The sequence below is a fragment of the Haloimpatiens lingqiaonensis genome (genome assembly GCF_901447495.1).
In the GTDB taxonomy this organism is placed as follows: Bacteria; Bacillota; Clostridia; order Clostridiales; family Clostridiaceae; genus Haloimpatiens; species Haloimpatiens lingqiaonensis.
Map to the genome: position 1 here is coordinate 1 of NZ_CABDWS010000007.1, position 16,255 is coordinate 16,255.

Annotated in this window: 10 protein-coding genes; all 10 read right to left on the bottom strand. The window is 32.8% G+C overall.

From position 1 onward, the window contains the following. Positions 1-109: 109 nt before the first annotated feature. Complete coding sequence (locus tag FGK85_RS02475; protein ID WP_138203442.1) at positions 110-367, bottom strand: hypothetical protein; 258 nt, start codon at positions 365-367, stop codon at positions 110-112. 12 nt (positions 368-379) lie between these two features. Next, on the bottom strand, positions 380-3,643 hold the full coding sequence (locus FGK85_RS02480; protein ID WP_138203444.1) for a type I restriction endonuclease subunit R: 3,264 nt from the start codon (positions 3,641-3,643) through the stop codon (positions 380-382). Between the two features lie 25 nt (positions 3,644-3,668). Continuing rightward, the gene (locus tag FGK85_RS02485) at positions 3,669-3,872 is read right to left on the bottom strand and encodes a hypothetical protein (RefSeq protein WP_138203446.1); all 204 of its coding nucleotides are present in this window, start codon (positions 3,870-3,872) and stop codon (positions 3,669-3,671) included. Beyond that, entirely contained in the window at positions 3,869-5,125 is a 1,257-nt protein-coding gene (locus tag FGK85_RS02490) for a restriction endonuclease subunit S (protein ID WP_138203448.1), read from the bottom strand. The genes FGK85_RS02485 and FGK85_RS02490 overlap by 4 nt, the downstream gene beginning before the upstream one ends. Continuing rightward, positions 5,115-6,632 (bottom strand): class I SAM-dependent DNA methyltransferase, encoded by a 1,518-nt coding sequence (locus FGK85_RS02495; RefSeq protein WP_138203450.1) that lies wholly within the window; start codon positions 6,630-6,632, stop codon positions 5,115-5,117. Before FGK85_RS02495 ends, FGK85_RS02490 begins: the two co-directional genes overlap by 11 nt. A gap of 19 nt (positions 6,633-6,651) precedes the next feature. Then, entirely contained in the window at positions 6,652-7,245 is a 594-nt protein-coding gene (locus FGK85_RS02500) for a helix-turn-helix domain-containing protein (protein ID WP_138203452.1), read from the bottom strand. 175 nt (positions 7,246-7,420) lie between these two features. Next, a complete protein-coding gene (gene rlmD, locus FGK85_RS02505) occupies positions 7,421-8,851 on the bottom strand; it encodes a 23S rRNA (uracil(1939)-C(5))-methyltransferase RlmD (RefSeq protein ID WP_138203454.1) in 1,431 nt (476 codons plus the stop codon). A gap of 753 nt (positions 8,852-9,604) precedes the next feature. Then, entirely contained in the window at positions 9,605-11,359 is a 1,755-nt protein-coding gene (gene pyk, locus FGK85_RS02510) for a pyruvate kinase (RefSeq protein WP_138203456.1), read from the bottom strand. An 87-nt stretch (positions 11,360-11,446) separates the two neighbouring features. Continuing rightward, complete coding sequence (gene pfkA / locus FGK85_RS02515) at positions 11,447-12,406, bottom strand: 6-phosphofructokinase (RefSeq protein WP_138203458.1); 960 nt, start codon at positions 12,404-12,406, stop codon at positions 11,447-11,449. A gap of 345 nt (positions 12,407-12,751) precedes the next feature. Continuing rightward, the gene (locus FGK85_RS02520) at positions 12,752-16,228 is read right to left on the bottom strand and encodes a DNA polymerase III subunit alpha (protein ID WP_138203460.1); all 3,477 of its coding nucleotides are present in this window, start codon (positions 16,226-16,228) and stop codon (positions 12,752-12,754) included. Positions 16,229-16,255 lie beyond the last annotated feature (27 nt).

The window sequence follows — 16,255 nt, forward strand, 5'->3', positions numbered from 1 at the left end:
CTTAACTGCCTGGACTTTATAATCCTGGTCATAACGTTTTTGTGCCATGATAAGCACCTCCTTATTCTCTTAATTATATTTTGAATTATACGAGAATAAGGTGTCAACTTTATTTATACAACATCATTGATTTTTTGTCAAAAATATCACGCAAATTATCTTCGATCGATTCCTCTCCATACTCCACTTTATATATTAGTTCTGCTATCATCCTTTTTAATTGACCAATATTAGTAGCCAGATAACCATCCATCTGTGCTCTAGACAACTCATAGATCCTTCCTTGTTCCAGCTGATTAAGTTTATTTTTGATCTCCAATATTTCACGATTATATTTCTGAGTAATATCTATTTTCTTTTCAGGCATTTCTTAATCCTCCTATCTCAAAATGTAATCTTGCTTTTCTTCCGCCACTTTATTATACTGGATGTCTTCTACGTTGACATTGCCACACATCTTTTCTGCCTGTCTCATAACAACTTTAAGTGCATTTTTTGCCTGTTCTGGTGGATAATCATATTTTTTAAGAAGTCTTTTTATGATCCTTCTCATGCCTGCTTGAGCACTTTTTCTTACACTCCAGTCAATGGTAATGTTATTTTTAATAGCAAAAGTTAATTCTTGAGCAATCTTTTTTAAGGTCTCATCCTCCATAAAATCTTTCACAACCTCGTCGGCTGTTAATGCGTCATAGAAAGCAATCTCATCTTCATTTAACCCTAAATCCTTTTCCTCTTCCCTTGCTCTTTTCATTTCGTGAGCCATCCTGATTAGTTCTTCTATAACCTCTGCATTGGTAATGGCTTGGTTTCTATATTTATTTAAGGCTTTTTTCAACTTCTCAGAAAATCTTTCAGATTTTACTAAATTTCTTTTTTCCATTGATTTAATATTGCCCTCTAATAACTTCTTAAGCATTTCTACTGCTAAGTTTTTATGTTTCATTTCTCTTACTTCATCTAAAAATTCCTCTGACAAAATAGAAACATCTGGTCTTTTCAGTCCCATTGCATCAAAAACATCAATGACATCTTCTGAAATAATAGAACGCTCCAACATCTGATTTACTCTTGCTTCTATTTCTTTCTTAGACTTTTTAACCGCATCTTTTTCTTTTAACTTTGCTAAACTTGCCTTTACTGCTTTGAAATAACTAACTTCCAATGCCTTTGCTTTCCCATCCTCAGTAGCTGCACATAAGGAGTGAGCCTTTGCCAATTCTACAGATATTTTTTTGAATTCCTTTTGGTCTTCTTCTGGCTTTCCAAGAATAAAGTCCATACCGCCTGTAATTGCTCTGATTCTTTCTTTTTGAGATGTTCCCATATACTTGGAGTAATCGAATCCATACATCATTCCTTGTAGTATTTCAAGTTTTTCAAGCATAATGGAAATGGCAACAGAAGTATCAATTCCTGTATTTTTCTTATCTCCATCTGTATATTCTTTTAGTGCATTCTTTAAGCTTTCTAAAATTCCTAGATAATCAACTACTACACCGCCTGATTTATCTTTGAATACCCTATTTACTCTCGCAATCGCCTGCATAAGATTATGACCTTTCATAGGCTTATCAATATACATGGTATGCATAGAAGGCACATCAAAACCAGTAAGCCACATATCACGAACAATAACGATTTTTAATTCATCAGCATTATCTTTCATTCTTTTCGCCAATGTATCTCTTCGTTGCTTTCCACCAACATGCTTTTGTAATCTTTCATTATCTGAGGCACTTCCAGTCATGACTACTTTGATTTTCCCTTTATTTACATCATCATCATGCCAGTCAGGTCTTAGTTTAATAATCTCATCATAAAGGTCTACACAAATTCTTCGACTCATGCAAACAATCATGGCTTTACCATCTATGGTCTTAGACTTCTCTTCATAGTGATTTACAATATCTTCAGCAAGCTTTTTCACTCTATTTGGAGAACCGACAATGGCTTCTAACCTTGACCATTTGGTCTTGTTTTTTTCTCTTTCAAAATCCTCTTGACCCTCTGTAACTTCTTCAAATTCCTCATCAATTTTAATCAATTCTTCTTCATCGGTTTCCAGTTTAATGATCCTATTTTCATAGTAAATCTTCACAGTAGCTTCATCTTCCACTGCTCGTGTCATATCATAGGTATCTATGCAATGACCAAACACAGCAGTTGTAGAACGGTCTTCTAAGTCAATGGGTGTACCTGTAAAACCGATAAAAGAGGCATTTGGAAGAGCATCTCTTAAATATTTTGCATAGCCATATTTTACTTCCCCTGTTTTCATATCCGTTTTTGCATCAAGTCCATATTGACTTCTATGGGCTTCATCGGCGATGATAATAACATTTTTCCGCTTTGTAAGAGCAGGCATTTCCCCTTCTTCTGGTTTGAACTTTTGAATGGTAGTAAAAATAATGCCACCTGATTCTCGATCATTCAGCAAGTCAAACAGTCCATTGATTTCTTTTGAATTTTCCTTAGCTTGTTGTTTCTTTTGTTCATCGGTTAACTTTCTAACATCAGCCTGTTTGGGTGTCTGCCTTAATATATCCTGAGATTTTGCAAAAGTACTAAATAATTGGTCATCCAAATCATTTCTATCCGTAATCACCACAATAGTCGGATTGTTTAACTCCCTCACTAGTCCTGCTGTATAGAAAACCATAGAAAAGCTTTTTCCAGAACCTTGGGTATGCCAGATAACACCAATCTTTCTATCTCCATCTTCTCTAGTGGCTTCCTTTGTTTTTTCTATAGCTTTTTTTACAGCAAAATACTGGTGATATGCAGCTAGTATTTTAATAATTGTTTTCTTATCTCCAATTTTATTGCCATCAGCATCTTTCTCTTCTTCCTTTGATTCTTGGAACAGAAGAAAATTTTTAATAATATCAAGAAGTCGTTCCTTTGCAAGCATGCCATAAAACAAGACTTCATATTGTGGCTTGGATAATGGTTCAACAGTTTCTCCATCAATACTTCTCCAATTCATAAATCGTTCTTCATTAGAAGTAATGGTTCCTGCTTTGGCATTAATACCATCAGATAAGATACAGAAGGCATTATAGTTAAATAAAGATGGAATATCTCTTTTGTATGTTTGGATTTGATTATAGGCATTTTCAATCCCTACATTTTCATCGCTGGCAGACTTCAACTCAATGACTACTACTGGAATCCCATTGATAAATAAAATTAAGTCGGGTCTTCTTTCTTCATTTTCAATAATGGTAAATTGATTTACTACTAAGAATTCATTATTGCTTTTCTTTCCGTCCATATCATCAAAATCAATAATATAAGCCCGTTTCGTTCTAATGACGTCCTTTTCCTTATAAGATACTTCGATTCCTTCTACCAATAGTTTGTGAAAGTATCGGTTATTTTCTTCTAGCATAGGACTGTTAAAAGTAATGATCTGCCGATAGGCATCCTCTAAAGCTTCAGCTGGTAAGTCTCTGTTAATTCTGAATAAAGCATCCTTTACTCTTTGCTCCAAAAACACTTCCCGATAATCTTTTCTTTCAGGATATTCTCCATCACATGAGATATCAGGTGCAAATACATACTCATAACCTAATTCTTGTAAGATCTCTATGGCAGCCTCTTCTAAAAAATCTTCCGTAAAATTCTCGAATAAGCTCAAGTTCCTTCCCCCTTTTGAACTCCAATTATTTGAATAGTTTTTTAATCAGCTTAAAAATATCAAAGGATGTTTTGTTATACACCTTATTATACGCATACTTCTTAGGATTTCTAAGCCATCCCAAACCTCTAGGCATTTTTAATCCTGCTCTATGGATAACTTGTCTTTTTATGCTAGTTCTTGCGGATATTCGTTTCTTTAAACTTGGTTTTCTAATTCCAAATTTCATGATACTTCACCTTCTTCATCAAGAGTTACTCTGATTTCACCTGACATGAGTTTTGGAAGGAGTGTGTCTCTGATTTCTGTTAACCGCTTAGACTCTATTTTAGTTCCAGTAATTTTATCAAATAAAGGTTTAAACACCTGAGATGCCTTATCATAAGTTTGTTTACTTGGAATTGCTACTTTTGAATCTGACAAATCTTTTCTTTTTATGTGTCCCATTGTAGTTGCTTTACTTGCTGCAATTTCAACAAACCTTTTCAAATGATATTCAGTCCAATGATAATAGAACCACTTATCATATTCTTTTGAAGTTACTTTAAATAAATGTTGATTTAACCCACAAGTTCCACCACACCATATATCCACTAATAAGCTACCTGACCATGAAAATATAATATCTCCATCATGAATAATGTACTTTTTATCAATATTTACTGAGCAAACATCACTACTACTATCTGTAAATCCTTGTCTTAATTCTTTAATTTTAAGAACTGGATATTCCTTTTCATTTTCTTTGGGTCTAAACTTTTGCATAGCTAAGCCATTTAAATAGTCTGCTGTTTCATCCAAACCTTTTACTTCCCACCCTTTAGGAATCATCCCAAGTTCACTTTCAACCATCTCACCACCACTGGATTTATAGGGTTCTCCATCTTCATTTGGAAATTCAAAATCTACAAACCATTGTTTAAAAATTGCTTGTGCCATGTTTTCAAGGGTTTTATTGATTTGGTTGTTGACTTCGATTTTTTCATCTAGGGTTGAGAGTACGTGGGCTATGGCTTTTTGTTCTTCTATTGCGGGCAGTGTTATAGAAAAATTTGAGAAAGTAGTCTTATTAATAATTGGTACCGCAGTAGAAGTTTTGCTTATATAGTTTAATTCTTTTCCTAAAATAGTCATTGCATAGTATATGAAATCAGAATCATAATTCTTATTTGGAATTATTGAATTAATCTGTTGATTTGTAACAGTAGGTTCCTTTGTTAAAACTACCTTCCCTAAATCTGATCCAATACAACTAACACAAACAGATTTAGCTGGTAACAAACATTTTTTTACTGAATCAACCCCCAATACAGAAAGTGTTCTTGCAGTTTTATAAACATTTTTTATATTCATGTTATCAGAAGGTGTCAGAAATGGAATATTTCCTCCGTAATACTCTCTGATAGCTGTTTTGGGCGTTTTTCCAGTTACAACTTTTCCGATTTCAGAAACTTTAACTTCTCTCCACTCACTAAAACTCATACCCAATCCCTCCTAGATTCTTTCGTATCTCCTCTTCTAGGCGTCTGGACTTAGCAAATAGTTCTCCTAATTCACTGGTCATTTTCTCCATCTTTTCTTCAAAAGGTATGCCATCATCTTCTATATCTTCAATTCCTACATATCTTCCTGGAGTTAATACATATTCATGCTCTCTTACGTCTTCAAGCTTCGCTGATTTACAGAAACCTTTTATATCTTCATAACTACCATCAACATTTCTCCACTGATGATAGGTATCTGCAATCTTTTTAATATCCTCTTCATTTAATTCCCTATGTCTTCTATCTATCATTTCTCCTAAATGTCTGGCATCGATAAAAAGTATTTCATGCTCTCTGCTTCTAAACTTTGGATTATCTTTTTTGTTTCTATTTAATATCCATAATGAAACTGGTATTCCTGTAGAATAAAACAACTTATCAGGCAATGCTACAATAGCATCAACCTTATCATCTTCTAATAGATTTTTTCTGATTTCTCCTTCATTAGAGGTATTGGAACTCAATGCTCCATTGGCAAGTACAACCCCTGCTACACCATTTGGTGCAAGATGATAAACCATATGTTGAAGCCATGCATAGTTTGCATTTCCTGTTGGTGGTGTTCCATATTTCCATCTCACATCATCTGTTAATTTATCTCCACCCCAATCACTAATATTGAAAGGTGGATTTGCTAAGATATAGTCTGCTTTCAATGTTTTATGCAAATCATTATGGAAGGTGTCATCATGGTGATCTCCTAGATTACTATCTAAACCTCTGATGGCAAGATTCATTTTGCAAAGCTTCCATGTGGTTGAATTTAATTCTTGACCATATATTGAAAGGTTTTCTATTTTTCCTTGATGTTCTTCAACAAACTTCTCACTTTGAACGAACATTCCACCTGAACCACAACAAGGGTCATAGATTCTACCTTGATAGGGTTCTATCATTTCAACTAAAGTCTTAACAACACTGGTAGGCGTGTAGAACTCTCCACCACCTTTTCCTTCAGCACTAGCAAATTTACCCAAAAAGTATTCGTATACTCTGCCAAGTAAATCTTTTTCTCCATTTTGATGAAGTCTTATTGTAGAAATTAAATCTATAAGTTCTCCAAGCCTTCTTTTATCAAGCTCTGGTCTTGCATATCTTTTATCCAACACACCTTTTAAGGTTGGATTTTCTTTTTCAATTAAAATCATTGCATCATCAATATATTGTCCTACTTTAGGGTCTTTGGCATTGTCTTTAATATAATCCCATCTTGCTTCTTTGGGAACCCAAAAGATATTCTCATAAGTGTATTCATCTCTGTCTTCTTCGAATCCATCTCCTTCTTCTAAAAGTTGATTGTATTTTGTTTCAAATTTATCAGAGATGTATTTTAAGAAAATCAACCCCAATACTACGTGTTTGTAATCACTGGCGTCCATACTTCCTCTTAGTTTATCAGCTGCTTTCCATAGTGTTTCTTCAAATCCAATATTACCTGTTGACATTTGTTTGTCCTCCCTTTACTTAAAAATTATGATCATCAAATACTTCAAATATTTCTTCTTCAAATTCTTCTTGCTCAGGTTCACTCACCACCCAGTCTGGTAATACCTCATAATAATGGGCTAATGCTTCAATGGTCTTATGAAGAACCACCTCGTGTTGAACCTTTTCTAATAACTCTATAATCAGCTTATATGTGTCCATATAAGGATTATTATCAACAATATCTAGTGCTTCTTTAAATCTTGATACAAGTTTTGCCTTTTCGATATTTCGCTCAATGGCATTCATTTCCTCTTTATCATATATCGGTACTTCTACTAAATCATTAATCTCTCCAATCATAAACTGCTGCTCATGGTTTTTTATAACAGGTTTCAAATCTTTTTTTAACTTTTCTTTTTGAATTTCCAACTTTTCTATTTCAGTCAACTCTTTAATAAAATACTCTTTATCTATTCCAAAAAGCTCTTCTAGTACAGGGAGATATTTTTTAGGAATATTTTGTTTTCCTTTAATCCAAAGGTTTATATTTTGCTTTTTTATTCCTAATTTTTCTGCCAGTTCTATATGCTGCATATTATACAAACCTAAAATGTATTCTAATCCTAACAATCATCCACCTCCCTAAAAAATTGTCTAAGTCAATATAATTATTATAGTACTATTTATTGTCTAAGTCAATTACTTTTATGAAATTAATGGAATTATATTGACATTCTGTTATTTACGCACTAAAAAAGCACCTAGCTGTAAAACTAGATGCCCTTTATAATACATAAATATCGATTTATACTTCCGTCACCACTTCAGCCTTCACTTTCCCCTTAACTTCCTTCTCGTAATATTCTTTATTATATAGTAGTACGCACGTCTCAACATGCGAGGTCTGGCTAAACATATCCACTGGCTGCACCTCTTCTGTTTCGTACCCAAGCTCCTTAAAAATTGCTAAATCCCTAGCCAAGGTGCCTGGATCACAGGAAACATAAACTACCCTTTTGGGATTACTTTTACATATAGATTCTATAAGTATTTTTTCGCAGCCTTTCCTTGGTGGATCTACTACCACTACATCTGGTATTATGCCTTTTGAAATAAGCTTTGGTATTTCCTCTTCAGATTTACCCACTATAAACTCCGCATTTTGTATATTGTTTATTTTGCTATTTTCTATGGCATTTTCTATGGCTTCATTAATTATCTCTACACCATATACCTTATTGCTCTTTTGAGATAGAAATAAAGAAATAGTTCCTGTACCACAATAGGCATCAAACACCACTTCATCTCCCTTTAAATCTGCATACTCTAAAACTTTTCCATATAATACTTCTGTTTGCACAGGGTTTACTTGAAAAAATGAAAGAGGTGATATATTAAATTTAAATTTTCCTATGTAATCAGTTATGTGGTCTTGTCCCCATAAGGTTTTGCACTTAGTATCTAATATTACATTGGTTCTTTTGCTATTTACATTTTGAATTATACTGTGAATTCCCCCTATGTTATCCACAAGAGATTTAATTAATTCATCTTTATTAGGCAACTTATCCCCATTAGTCACAATAACTACCATGACTTCACCAGTTTTAAAGCCTTTTCTCACCATTATATGTCTCACTAAGCCAGTGTGTTTTTCTTCATTATAAGGCTTTATGCGGTATTTATTCATCCACTGTTTTAATAACTGCACTACTTTGTGAGAAATCTCTTCTTGAATAAAACATTTATCTATATCTATTATATTGTGACTTCTTGGAGCATAAAATCCTATTACTATATTACCATCTTTATCTTCTCCCACTGGAAGCTGAACTTTATTTCTGTAATTATAGGGATTATCCATACCTATAGTATTATGTACTTTAACTCCCTCAAGCTTTCCTATTCTTTCTAAGGCATCTTGTACTCTTTTTCTTTTAATTTGAAGCTGATAATTATAATCTAAGTGTTGAATACTACATCCGCCGCATTTTCCAAAGGAAGGACAAACTGGAGCAACTCTTTTCTCTGAAGGCTTTATTATCTCCATAAGTTTTCCGTAACCATAATTCTTTTTAACACTTAATATTTTAACCTTTGCAGTTTCTCCTTCTATAGCTCCAGGAATGAACACTGTAAAATTTTCTACTTTTCCTATACCTTCTCCATCATGTCCCATGCCTGATATATCTATTATGTATTCTTCATTTTTCTTTATTGGAATTTCTCTATTCATCTTATCAACCTTTCAATAAATTTAATTTATTCATTTTTAATATTCCCAAATTTATACCGTTATTAATTCACATTTAGTTGATTAATATTATTATTAGTTTATAACCAAAATTTCACAACTATAAACTAAAAAATAAGGCTCTTTTAAAAATTAATTATAAAAAAACTCCTTGAGTTTTATCCTTCTCTTTTACTTCTTACTTTTTACCTCTTACTTGACATAACTTACAAATTCTTATTTTACATTATAAATTTTAAATTAAGAACGTTTATTCATCTAATGTAGCACTTAAAATTTATATGCGAAAGTTAAATTTATAATTAATATCATAATTATAAACTAATAATGATAAATGGGCAATTCACCCATGAAATACTTTGTAAATCATTGCTAATTCACGAAAGTTTAATAACTTATATATACTATTAGTTTGATACATTGCAAATATTTTATTCAGATATTTTGTGCAAAAAAAATACACCCAATAGGGTGCAAAATCGTAAAATCAGTTGCCAGTATTTTCTATTATACTAGTATATCCTAAAAGAAAGCAAATATACATATGAAATATAATTTTACAACAAAAACATTATTTATTCAATAGTTTTTATTAAAAAACTTTTATATTAAAGAAAAATCATACTAAATCTATACAAAATTGAATTTTTATTAGATTAAAGTATGATTTTTCTAATGTATTTTGTTAAAACTGTCTACACTTGCTTACATTAAAGTAATAATCTTATTTAGATATTATCTTACATTAGCTCTTCCGCTATATACTACACCTCTAGCTGTATCCATAGTTATAAAAGAACCTGTTTTTATAATACTTGTAGCATTTTCAGCACCACAAATTATTGGAATTTCTCTAGATATACATTCAATAGCCATGTGTGATGTAAGTCCACCATTTTCTGCTATTATTCCTACAACCCTGTCTAGTACATCTATATAATCTTTATTTAAATCTTTTACTATAAGGATTTCTCCATCTTGAACTATTCTGTTTGCTTCTTCTGGTGAGTTAACCACATGAGCAACACCATATCCTGCTTTGTTTCCTGCTCCATTACCTTGCACTAGTATATCTCCAGCTATATGAACTTTTAACATATTTGTAGTTCCTGAATATTGTACTGGGATACCTGCTGCTATTATTACTAGTTCACCTTTGTTTATATATCCTTCTTCTAAAGCTATATTTACAGATTGCTCTATAAGCTCATCTGTAGATTTATATTGAGAAGTAACTAGTGGAAATACTCCCCAGTTAAGTGCCAATTTTCTAGCCACTTTTTCATTTGGAGTTACTGCTATTATTGGACAATTTGGTCTATAAGTAGAAACTCTTTTTGCAGTACTTCCACTTTGTGTTGCTGTAATTATAGCAGAGGCATTTAATTGTTCTGCGGTAGTAACAGCACTTAAGCTTATAGCATTAGCAACATTTGGTATATGGGTTTCCATTATTTTTTGTAATTTTTTATTATGATCTAGTGTCTCTTCAGCTCTCATAGCTATTTTAGCCATAGTTGTAACTGCTTCTACCGGCCACTTTCCTTTAGCTGTTTCACCACTTAACATTATAGCATCTGTACCATCAAATATGGCATTAGCTACGTCTGAAGCTTCTGCTCTTGTTGGTCTTGGGTTTCTTATCATAGAGTCTAGCATTTGAGTAGCTGTAATTACTGGCTTGCCTGCTCTATTACATTTTTCTATTATCATCTTTTGTACCACTGGCACTTCTTCTGTAGGTATTTCTACACCTAGATCTCCTCTAGCTACCATTATTCCATCAGAGAACTTTATTATGTCATCTATATTGCTTACACCTTCAGCATTCTCAACCTTAGAGAAAATCTGAATATCACTTCCGCCGTTTTTAGCTAATAATTTTCTTATTTCTAAAACGTCTGATGCTTTTCTTATAAATGAAGCAGCTATTATATCTACTCCCTGTTCTATACCAAATAATAAATCTGACTTGTCCTTATCAGTTAATGCTGGCAGATTTATAGAAACTCCTGGTACATTCACGCCCTTATGACTAGAAACTTCTCCGCTATTTTTAACTATACAGTGTATTTTATTTTTTTCTATACTTTCTACTTCTAATCCAACTAAACCGTCATCTATTAATATAGTATCTCCAGAATTTACATCTTCGCATAACTCACTATAGGTTACAGAGCACTTTGTTTCATCACCTATAACTTCTTCACCGCAGTATATGGTAAATTTTTGTCCTTGTTTTAATTGTACATCACTTGAAAAATTACCTGTTCTTATTTCTGGTCCCTTTGTGTCAAGAATTATAGCGATTTGCTTTTTATATTCTTCTCTTAATTTCTTTACAAAATCCATTCTTTCTTTATGTTCTTCATGGTCTCCGTGAGAAAAATTATGTCTGGAAGCATTCATTCCCGCTTCCATTAATTTTGATAAAACTTCTCTATTATCACTTGCAGGTCCTATGGTACATATAATTTTTGTTTTTTTCATATGCTACTCTCCTTATTAAATATTAATTTTACATAACAGAAGATAATTATTTATATTAGTTTACCCAATATGCTATAATTTAATATTCTAGTAAGATAGGGCTCTTGCTATATCGAATAACTCTTCATCAAATTCTCTCTTTGTTGATAATGCCTCATTTATATCTTGATCAATTACTTTTCCATCTCTAATTCCTACTACTCTTGCTTTTTTACCTTCTAAAAGCACTTCTATAGCTTTTGCTCCTAACCTAGCTGCTAATACTCTATCAAAGGCTGAAGGACTTCCTCCTCTTTGTATATGGCCAAGAATAGTGGCTCTTGTGATTATTCCAGTAACTTCTTCTATTTTTTTTGCTAACTCTTCAGCTCCTCCAACGCCTTCTGCCAAGACTATTAGATTGTGCATTTTTCCTCTTAATTTACCCTCTAATATATTTCTGCATAATTCGTTTAAATTGTATCCCTTTTCTGGTATTATAACACTTTCAGCTCCACCAGCTAATCCAGCATACAATGCTATATCTCCACAGTTTCTTCCCATTACTTCTACTACGCTTACTCTTTCATGAGAAGTAGAGGTATCTCTTATTTTATTTATAGCGTCCAATACTGTATTTAGAGCTGTATCAAATCCTATGGTATATTGTGTATAAGCTAAATCATTATCTATAGTTCCAGGAATTCCCACTGCTGACACTCCTAGCTCTGACAATAATCTTGCACCTGTAAAGGAGCCATCACCTCCTATAACTACTAGACCATCTATTCCAAATACCTTTAAAACCTTAGCAGCTCTTTTTCTACCCTCTTCTGTTCTAAATTCTTCACATCTAGCAGTTCTAAGAATAGTTCCTCCTCTATGTATTATATCTGACACACTATGTCTATTCATTTCAAATATTTCTCCATTTATAAGCCCGCTGTATCCACGTTGAATTCCCATTACTTTTAAGCCTTTGTCTAATGCAGTTCTAACCACTGCTCTTATGGCAGCATTCATTCCTGGTGCATCTCCACCACTTGTTAATATACCTATAGTTTTCATAAGCTCCTACCTCCTTTGACCACTAGGACATACTCCGTCCCACTATTGTTAAAATTCTATGGTAAAACACACGTCTTTTGACAACTTCCTACACATTTTTTATTATATCATTTCATTAGATATTTTTCACTATTAAAATATAATTATTCATTTGTTTTCTTATCTAATTTTAGTTTAATAAAAAAATAAAATTTATTCAAACTATTTAAAAAGTATTATCCGTAATAATTCGAAAATTTAAACCTTTTCTTAAGCATTTTCCCAAGTTATACATAATTATATTAAAATTTATAGAGGTTTTTACATAAAGAATTTTATTCTAATGCAAAAGCCTCTATAAATTTTTTATTGTTTTTTTACATTCTCATAAGAAAATATTTGTATAAGCCTACTAATGACCTCTGGCTCATCACTTAACCATAACTCTCTACTCACCCTATATTTTTTTCTCTCTTTGCTAGTACATATATAAACTGGTATATTTCCACTAAATTCTTCAGCCAATTTTCTTATACTGCTTGAAGCTAACTTGATTTTGCTCTCATCCTCCACAAGCACATATATTTTACTACTATTTATCTTTACAAGTGGCTCAATTGTATCACAAAGTATTTTAGGCTGCTCATCTTCTCTTATAGTAACTCTTCCTTTAACTATGATTAACTCATCTTCATTTATAAGGCTCTTATACTTATCTAATACTTTTGGAAATACCACTACTTCTATAGTACCATATAAGTCTTCTAAAGCCATAAAGCACATCATAGTGTTACTTCTAGTTACTTTCTTACTTAAACTAGAAATGATTCCACCTATAATTACCCTGTCTCCATCCTTTACCTTTAAGTCATTTTCACTTACTGTTACATTTTCTTCTATATTTTCATTTATAATTATATCTGTAGTTTTAGTATCTGTAATTGCCTTTAAAGATTCTGCATATTCATCTAGTGGATGACCTGATATATACAAACCTGTCATTTCCTTTTCCATAGACAAAATATATTTTTTATCGAATTCTTGTATATTGGGATAAACTACCCCTAAATCCATTATTGGTTCCTCTGCAGTATCAAACAAGCTCATCTGTCCCTTTATATTTTTCTTATTTCTACTATTTATTCCTTCTAAAACCTTCTCGTAAACTGCTAAAAGCTTAGATCTGTATACAGAAAAATTATCAAAGGCTCCACATTTTATAAGACTTTCCACTGCCCTTTTGTTAACAGAGCTTAAGTCTATCTTATTGCAAAAATCCATAAAATCATTAAATTTTCCATTTTCTTCTCTAGATTTTACTATACTATCTACTACATTTACTCCTATATTTTTTATTGCAGACATGCCAAATCTTATTTTGCCATTTTCAACTGTAAAATCAGTGAAACTTTCATTTATATCCGGTGGCAGTACCTTTATACCCGCTTCCTTGGCAAATCTTATATAATGGGCTACTTTATCATTGTCACCCTTAACACTATTTAACATAGCTGCTATAAATTCTGTAGGATAGTAGCACATTAAGTATGCTGTGTGATACCCCACCACTGCATAGGCAGCGGCATGGGATTTATTGAAGGCATAGGATGCAAAATCCATCATAAGATCAAATATTTTGTTTGCTCTATCTTCACTTATGCCATTTCTAACACATCCAGGTACCAATACCTTGCCATCTTCATCCACTATTCCATGTATAAAATTCTGCCTCTCCTGAAGCATTACATCATGCTTTTTCTTAGACATAGCACGTCTAACCAAATCACTTCTGCCCATGGAATACCCAGCTAACTTTCTAACAATTTCCATAACCTGCTCTTGATAAACCATACATCCATAAGTCACGTTTAATATAGGCTCTAATTCTGGAGTTAAGTACTGAATTTCCTTTGGTTTTTTCTTATTCTTTAAGTAGTTTGGTATTTCTGCCATAGGACCTGGTCTATAAAGACTTATACCCGCTATTATGTCCTCTAGCGAGTCAGGCTTTAAGTCTTTCATAAAGCTAGTCATGCCCGGTGACTCTAGCTGAAACACCCCTGTGGTTTTGCCTTCGCCAATCATGCGATACACATTTTCATCTTCAAAATCTAATTTATCTAAATCAATGTCTATATTTTTAGTTTTCTTTATTATATTAAGAGCATCTCTTATTACCGTTAGAGTACGTAGTCCCAAGAAGTCCATCTTTAAAAGTCCAAGTTCCTCCAAAGTTCCCATAGGAAACTGTGCCACTATATTGTCATCATTTTTTTGAAGTGGTACGTAATTCACTAACGGTTTAGATGCTATAACTACACCAGCTGCATGGGTAGATGTATGCCTAGGAAGTCCTTCTAGGTTTCTGGCTATATCAATAAGCTCTTTTACCCTATCGTCATCTTCATACACCAGTTTAAGCTCTGGATTCATATTCAAGGCTTTATCTATGGTTATGCCTCCCTGTACTATAGGTATCATCTTAGCTATTTTATCCACCTCAGCATAGGAATAATTTAAAGCTCTCCCTACGTCCCTAATACAAGCCCTAGCTGCCATAGTACCAAAGGTTATTATTTGAGATACGTTACTTTCTCCATACTTATCAACTACGTAGTCAATTACCTCTTGCCTTCTTTCATAGCAAAAATCGCTATCTATATCTGGCATAGATACACGCTCTGGATTAAGGAATCTTTCAAATATAAGTCCATATTTGATTGGATCTATTTTTGTTATTCCCAAGGTATAAGCCACTAATGACCCTGCTCCACTACCTCTTCCCGGGCCTGTCATTATGCCATTTTCTCTAGCAAATCTTATAAAATCCCAAACTATAAGAAAATAGTCCACATAACCCATTTGATTTATTATGCCCAACTCGTATTCTAATCTCTCTTTTAATTCTTCCCCTATTTCTTTATATCTTTCCTCTAGTCCCTTATAACATAAATCTCTTAAATATTCATAATGATTCTGCCCTTTTTCCAATGGGAATTCAGGCAATTTAGACACATGAAATTCATAATCAAAGTTACATTGTTCTGCTATTTTCACCGTATTTTCCAATGCCTCTTTAGCATAGGAAAATTGATTGTACATTTCCTCTGGGGATCTTAAATAAAATTGTCCAGAAGGATACCTCATTCTATTTTCATCATCCACCGTCTTACCTGTTTGAATACATAAAAGTACATCATGAGCTTTAGTATCCTCTTTGTTTATATAATGCACGTCATTACTTGCAATCAATGGTATATCCAACTCTTTTGATAGTTCTATAAGTTCATCATTTACCTTTAGCTGGTCTTGAAGTCCATGATACTGAAGTTCTAAATAAAAACCTTCTTTAAATATATCTTTATACAAAAGCGCAACTTTTTTTGCCTTTTCTATATTTCCTTTTAATATATTTGATTGAACCTCTCCGCCTAAACATGCACTAGTTGCTATAAGTCCTTCACTATGTTCTTTTAGGTATTCATGATCTACCCTAGGTTTATAGTAAAAACCTTCTATAGATGCTGTGGAAACTATCTTCATTAAATTTTCATAGCCCTTTTCATTTTTTACTAAAAGTACTAGGTGGTATATGTTATTTTCTTTATTATCTTTTAATTCCATAGACTTTTCAGATACATATATTTCACAACCTATTATAGGCTTTATTCCTTGCTTTTTAGCTTCCTTATAAAATTCTACACATCCATACATAGTTCCGTGATCCGTTATGGCCAAACTGTGCATTCCTAATTCTTTAGCCCTAGCTATAAGTTTATCAACTTTACCCGAACCATCCAAGAGACTGTACTCTGTATGCACATGAAGATGAACAAAATCCATCTCACATCCTCCTTTCCCTTATATTGG

Bases quoted from the DNA above. Each gene is read 5' to 3' on its own strand.
- rlmD (WP_138203454.1), bottom strand. From the start codon at position 8,851: ATGAATAGAGAAATTCCAATAAAGAAAAATGAAGAATACATAATAGAT.
- FGK85_RS02475 (WP_138203442.1), bottom strand. From the start codon at position 367: ATGCCTGAAAAGAAAATAGATATTACTCAGAAATATAATCGTGAAATA.
- FGK85_RS02495 (WP_138203450.1), bottom strand. From the start codon at position 6,632: ATGTCAACAGGTAATATTGGATTTGAAGAAACACTATGGAAAGCAGCT.
- FGK85_RS02485 (WP_138203446.1), bottom strand. From the start codon at position 3,872: ATGAAATTTGGAATTAGAAAACCAAGTTTAAAGAAACGAATATCCGCA.
- FGK85_RS02490 (WP_138203448.1), bottom strand. From the start codon at position 5,125: ATGAGTTTTAGTGAGTGGAGAGAAGTTAAAGTTTCTGAAATCGGAAAA.
- pfkA (WP_138203458.1), bottom strand. From the start codon at position 12,406: ATGAAAACTATAGGTATATTAACAAGTGGTGGAGATGCACCAGGAATG.
- pyk (WP_138203456.1), bottom strand. From the start codon at position 11,359: ATGAAAAAAACAAAAATTATATGTACCATAGGACCTGCAAGTGATAAT.
- FGK85_RS02520 (WP_138203460.1), bottom strand. From the start codon at position 16,228: ATGGATTTTGTTCATCTTCATGTGCATACAGAGTACAGTCTCTTGGAT.